Source organism: Burkholderia sp. E168m23, assembly GCF_016586125.1.
Classification (GTDB): Bacteria; Pseudomonadota; Gammaproteobacteria; order Burkholderiales; family Burkholderiaceae; genus Burkholderia; species Burkholderia orbicola.
The window spans coordinates 1-5,586 of the sequence record NZ_BCPP01000457.1 but is presented as its reverse complement, the minus strand read 5'-3'; the positions used below and the strand labels follow the sequence as shown (position 1 = coordinate 5,586).

The 5,586-nt window shown below is 63.2% G+C and carries 6 protein-coding genes; 1 reads left to right on the top strand and 5 read right to left on the bottom strand.

The window, feature by feature from the left end:
- From JMF90_RS21935 to JMF90_RS21915, 5 genes are all read right to left on the bottom strand, one after another.
- The coding region (locus tag JMF90_RS21935; protein ID WP_201325424.1) for a phosphatidylcholine/phosphatidylserine synthase at positions 1-337 on the bottom strand (337 nt) is incomplete at its 3' end.
- A 15-nt stretch (positions 338-352) separates the two neighbouring features.
- Entirely contained in the window at positions 353-997 is a 645-nt protein-coding gene (locus JMF90_RS21930) for a phosphatidylserine decarboxylase (RefSeq protein WP_006478253.1), read from the bottom strand.
- Between the two features lie 127 nt (positions 998-1,124).
- Complete coding sequence (gene ilvC, locus JMF90_RS21925; protein WP_006478252.1) at positions 1,125-2,141, bottom strand: ketol-acid reductoisomerase; 1,017 nt, start codon at positions 2,139-2,141, stop codon at positions 1,125-1,127.
- Between the two features lie 105 nt (positions 2,142-2,246).
- Positions 2,247-2,738: an acetolactate synthase small subunit gene (ilvN, locus tag JMF90_RS21920; protein WP_006398781.1), complete on the bottom strand. Its 492-nt coding sequence runs from the start codon at positions 2,736-2,738 to the stop codon at positions 2,247-2,249.
- A gap of 111 nt (positions 2,739-2,849) precedes the next feature.
- Positions 2,850-4,613: an acetolactate synthase 3 catalytic subunit gene (locus JMF90_RS21915; protein ID WP_006478251.1), complete on the bottom strand. Its 1,764-nt coding sequence runs from the start codon at positions 4,611-4,613 to the stop codon at positions 2,850-2,852.
- 355 nt (positions 4,614-4,968) lie between these two features.
- On the opposite strand from JMF90_RS21915, the gene JMF90_RS21910 reads away from it, so the two are divergent.
- Positions 4,969-5,532, top strand: coding sequence for an RNA polymerase sigma factor (locus JMF90_RS21910; protein WP_006478250.1), 564 nt, complete (start codon positions 4,969-4,971; stop codon positions 5,530-5,532).
- The last annotated feature ends 54 nt before the right edge of the window (positions 5,533-5,586 follow it).

Below are 5,586 nucleotides of genomic sequence, written 5' to 3'. Positions count from 1 at the left end.
GGCTATCGAACTGCTCGCCGAACGCGCTCTGCGTATGGGTCATGCGCGCGACGCGCCCGTCCATCCCGTCGAGCACCATCGCCACGAAAATCGCGATCGCGGCGATCTCGAAGCGTACGTTCATCGCCTGCACGACCGCGAAGAAGCCGCAGAACAGCGCGGCGGTCGTGAATGCGTTCGGCAGCAGATAGATGCCGCGCGTCTTCAGGAACCGCTGGCGCGCGGCGCGGCGGCTCTCGAGCGGCGCCGCATCGGGCGCCATCACCTTGTTGCGGCGGAACGGGCGTGGCGTCTGGCCGGAGCCGTTACGCGGCCGACGCGGTTTGAATGCGGCCATCGTGCGCCCCGCCGCTTACTGTTCGAGCTCGGCGAGGATCGTCGACGACGCGTAGACCTTCTCGCCGATCGACACCTTCGCGCGGCTGCCGAGCGGCAGGTACACGTCGACGCGCGAACCGAAGCGGATGAACCCGTAACGCTGGCCGCGCGACAGCGGCTCGCCGGCGCGCACGTAGCAGAGGATCCGGCGGGCGATCAGGCCGGCGATCTGCACGGACGTGACGGTCTTGCCGCTCGCCGTCTGGATCACGACCGCATTGCGCTCGTTCTCGGTCGACGCCTTGTCGATCGCCGCGTTCAGGAACGCACCCGGGAAATACTCGACCTTGCTGATCGCGCCATCGACCGGCGAACGCTGCGAATGGACATTGAAGACATTCATGAACACGCTGATCTTCAGCGCTTCGCGGTTCGCGTACGGATCCTGCGCGGTCTCGACCGCGACGATGCGGCCGTCTGCCGGGCACAGCACCGCGTTCGGCTGCGCCGGGATCGGGCGCTGCGGATCGCGGAAGAACTGGACGACGAAGACGAGCAGCAGCCAGAACGGCCACGCGAAGCCGAAGCCCCCGACGGCATGGATCAACAGCGCGACGACGGCTGCAATCGCGATGAACGGCCAGCCTTCGCGCGCGATGATCGGATGAGGATAGTTCATGGATTCGTTCTGTGTTCGGTGAATTGCAAAGCACGTAGCATAACAAAAGCCGCCCGGGGCACTGCTGCCTTCGGACGGCTTTTTGATGCCGACCCTCCACTCGAAGGGCCGGAACAGCACGAGGTGCTTAGTTCTTCGTCTGGTCGACGAGCTTGTTCTTCGCGATCCACGGCATCATCGCACGCAGCTTCGCGCCGACCTGCTCGATCTGGTGCTCGGCCGTCAGGCGGCGGCGCGACTGCAGCGTCGGGGCGCCTGCCTTGTTCTCGAGAATGAAGCTCTTCGCGTACTCGCCCGTCTGGATGTCGGTCAGGCACTGCTTCATCGCCTTCTTCGTCTCTTCCGTGACGACGCGCGGGCCGGTCACGTACTCGCCGTACTCGGCGTTGTTCGAGATCGAGTAGTTCATGTTCGCGATGCCGCCTTCGTAGATCAGGTCGACGATCAGCTTCAGCTCGTGCAGGCACTCGAAGTACGCCATTTCCGGCGCGTAGCCGGCTTCGACCAGCGTCTCGAAACCCGCCTTGATCAGCTCGACGGTACCGCCGCACAGCACGGCCTGTTCGCCGAACAGGTCGGTTTCGGTTTCTTCACGGAAGTTCGTCTCGATGATGCCTGCACGGCCGCCGCCGTTTGCCGCCGCGTACGACAGCGCGATGTCGCGTGCCGCGCCCGACTTGTTCTGCGCCACCGCGATCAGGTGCGGCACGCCGCCACCTTGCGAGTACGTGCCGCGCACGGTGTGGCCCGGCGCCTTCGGCGCGATCATGATCACGTCGAGGTCGGCGCGCGGGATCACCTGGCCGTAGTGCACGTTGAAGCCGTGCGCGAATGCGAGCGCCGCGCCCTGCTTGATGTTCGCGTGGACTTCCTTCGCGTACACGTCGGCGATCTGCTCGTCCGGCAGCAGCATCATGACGACGTCCGCGCCCTTCACCGCTTCCGCGACTTCCTTGACCGACAGGCCGGCGTTTTCGGCCTTGCTCCACGACGCGCCGCCCTTGCGCAGGCCGACCGTCACGTTCACGCCGCTGTCCTTCAGGTTCAGCGCGTGTGCATGGCCTTGCGAGCCGTAGCCGATGATCGTGACTTGCTTGCCCTTGATGAGGGAGAGGTCAGCGTCTTTGTCGTAGAAAACGTTCATGATGGTTCCTTCGCTAATTCAAAAAATTCAATAATTCGTTCGGATGGAGTACTGCGGGCCGGGACATGACGGCGCACCCGGCGTGCCTCTTTGGCTATGTCGGCATCACACCTTCAGGATGCGCTCGCCGCGTCCGATGCCGGAGCTGCCGGTGCGCACGGTCTCGAGGATCGCGCCCGCGTCCAGCCCCTGGATGAATGCGTCGAGCTTGTCGCTCGCGCCCGTCAATTCGATCGTGTAGGTCTTCTCGGTCACGTCGATGATGCGGCCGCGGAAAATGTCCGACATCCGCTTCATTTCTTCGCGCTCCTTGCCCACTGCACGTACCTTGATCAGCATCAGCTCGCGTTCGATGTGTGCACCGTCGGTCAGGTCCACCACTTTCACCACCTCGATAAGGCGGTTCAGATGCTTCGTGATCTGTTCGATCACGTCGTCGGAGCCAATGGAAACGATGGTGAGCCGCGACAGCGATTGGTCTTCGGTCGGCGCCACCGTCAAGGTTTCGATGTTGTAGCCGCGTGCGGAAAACAGGCCGACCACGCGCGACAGCGCGCCCGGTTCGTTCTCCAGCAGGACGGAAATGATGTGTCTCATGTTCGCTTCTTCCAGAATGTGTCCGTGTCGATTCACTCGCGCCGCGCGCCGCCGCGTGCCGCACCGCCCTTCGTGAAGGCGGCCGCATCGGGCCAGACGCGCGTCGCGCCGTTACAGATCTTCCGATCCGAGCAGCATCTCGGTGATGCCCTTGCCGGCCTGTACCATCGGCCAGACGTTTTCGGTCGGATCGGTCTGGAAGTCGAGAAACACGGTGCGGTCCTTCAGGCGCAACGCTTCCTTCAGCGCCGGCTCCACATCCGAAGTCTTTTCGATCCGCATGCCGACATGGCCGTACGCTTCGGCGAGCTTCACGAAATCGGGCAGCGCATCCATGTACGAATGCGAATAGCGCTTGCTGTATTCGATCTGCTGCCACTGGCGGACCATGCCGAGGTAGCGGTTGTTCAGCGAAATGATCTTCACGGGCGTGTCGTACTGCAGGCAGGTCGACAGTTCCTGGATGCACATCTGGATCGAGCCTTCGCCCGTGATGCACAGCACGTCGTCGTCCGGATGGGCCATCTTCACGCCCATCGCCGCCGGCAGGCCGAAGCCCATCGTGCCGAGGCCGCCGGAGTTGATCCAGCGACGCGGCTTGTTGAAACGGTAGAACTGCGCGGCCCACATCTGGTGCTGGCCGACGTCCGAGCACACGAACGCATTGCCGTCCGTCAGCTCCCACGCCTTTTCGACCACGTACTGCGGCTTGATGATCTCGCTTTCGCGGTCGAACTTCAGGCAGTCCTTCGCGCGCCAGCCTTCGATGTCCTTCCACCATTGCGCGAGCGCCTCGGTGTCGGGGCCATGCTCGGCCGTCTGCAGTTGCTCGATCAGCTCCTTCAGCACTTCCTTCACGTCGCCGACGATCGGGATGTCGACCTTCACGCGCTTCGAAATCGACGACGGGTCGATGTCGATGTGAATGATCTTGCGCGGGCGTGACGCGAAGTGCGCCGGGTCGCCGATCACGCGGTCGTCGAAGCGGGCGCCGATCGCGATCAGCACGTCGCAGTGCTGCATCGCCATGTTCGCTTCGTAGGTGCCGTGCATGCCGAGCATGCCGAGGAATTTCTTGTCCGACGCGCGATAGCCGCCGAGGCCCATCAGCGTGTTCGTGACCGGGTAGCCGAGCAGGTCCGCGAACTGGTTCAGTTCACGCGACGCGTCGGCGAGGATGATGCCGCCACCCGTGTAGATGTACGGACGCTTCGCGGTCAGCAGCAGCGACACGGCCTTGCGGATCTGGCCCGAATGGCCTTTCGTGACGGGGTTGTACGAACGCAGCGACACGCTCTTGATCGGCTCGTACTGGCACGGCGTCTTCGAGATATCCTTCGGGATGTCGATCAGCACCGGGCCCGGACGGCCGGTGCGGGCGATATAGAACGCCTTCTTGACGGTTGCCGCGAGGTCGCGCACGTCCTTCACGAGGAAGTTGTGCTTCACGCACGGACGCGTGATGCCGACGGTGTCGCATTCCTGGAACGCATCCTGGCCGATCGCGGCAGTCGGCACCTGGCCGCTGATCACGACCATCGGGATCGAATCCATGTAAGCCGTTGCGATGCCGGTCACCGCGTTGGTGACACCGGGGCCCGACGTCACGAGGCAGACGCCGACATTGCCGGTGGAGCGCGCATACGCATCGGCTGCGTGCACGGCCGCCTGTTCATGGCGCACCAGCACGTGCTGAATCTTGTCCTGCTTGTACAGCTCGTCGTAGATGTAGAGAACCGAGCCGCCGGGGTAGCCCCAGATGAATTCGACGTTTTCGTCGGCCAGTGCCTTCATGAGCACGGTACCGCCGATGGAGTCGCTATCGGGAGGGGAAAGGGGTTCCGACGTGGAGAATTCCGCGCTGGGCATGTTCATTTTGACCTTTCGAATTTTCGGCAAAAAATTGATCGGGTGCTCTCTGCCGGGCTTGTGGCTCGGGTTCAAGCGGCGCGTCCAGTTTGAAGGGCGGGCTTCTTGGGCCAGCCTCAAATGAGACCATCACTTCATGTTGCGAATCGTTGACGATAGCGGGTCGCGCTGGGGCCGTCAAGCAAAATATCCCGCAGCGCATCATGCACGCCGCCGGGCGCCCCGCCGGCGCGGCTCGCGCGCAACGTGCGGCGCCCGACCCGGTGCCAAGCCGCGCGAAAATTTGATAGCATCCGCGGGTTTTACGAAATTTTTCGACCTTTTACACCACGCAGCGGGCCGCAGCGCATACCTTCACGGAATGGCATCAGACAAGGAACTCGCCGACTTTCTGGCGGGCGTCGAAAGGCGCGCGTTCAAGCAGGCTGCGTACGCCGTGCGTGACGACGATGCGTCGCTCGACATCGTGCAGGACGCGATGATCAAGCTCGCGGAAAAGTACGGCGACCGGCCGTCGGCCGAGCTGCCGCTGCTTTTTCAGCGGATCCTGCAGAACGCGATCCACGACTGGTTCCGCCGGCAGAAGGTCCGCAATACGTGGGTGACGCTCTTCTCGTCGCTGAACAACACCGACGACGACGACTTCGACCCGCTCGAAACACTCGAATCCGCGGACGACAACGCGGGCGTCGAGAGCAGCGAGCACCGCCTCGAACGAGAGCAGGTTCTGGCCCTGATCGACGAAGAAATCCAGAAACTTCCGGCGCGTCAACGGGAAGCGTTCCTGATGCGTTATTGGGAAGATATGGATGTCGCCGAGACTGCCGCCGCAATGGGGTGCTCCGAGGGCAGCGTCAAGACGCACTGCTCACGAGCCACTCATACCCTGGCGCAAGCGCTCAAGGCCAAAGGAATCACGCTATGAGCTCCGCAAACCGAGAACACGAATTCGCGCTGAAGGTGCGCCGCGCGCTGGACG

Coding starts and splice junctions, on each gene's coding strand:
- ilvC (WP_006478252.1), bottom strand. CDS start 2,141: ATGAACGTTTTCTACGACAAAGACGCTGACCTCTCCCTCATCAAGGGC.
- JMF90_RS21910 (WP_006478250.1), top strand. CDS start 4,969: ATGGCATCAGACAAGGAACTCGCCGACTTTCTGGCGGGCGTCGAAAGG.
- JMF90_RS21915 (WP_006478251.1), bottom strand. CDS start 4,613: ATGAACATGCCCAGCGCGGAATTCTCCACGTCGGAACCCCTTTCCCCT.
- JMF90_RS21930 (WP_006478253.1), bottom strand. CDS start 997: ATGAACTATCCTCATCCGATCATCGCGCGCGAAGGCTGGCCGTTCATC.
- ilvN (WP_006398781.1), bottom strand. CDS start 2,738: ATGAGACACATCATTTCCGTCCTGCTGGAGAACGAACCGGGCGCGCTG.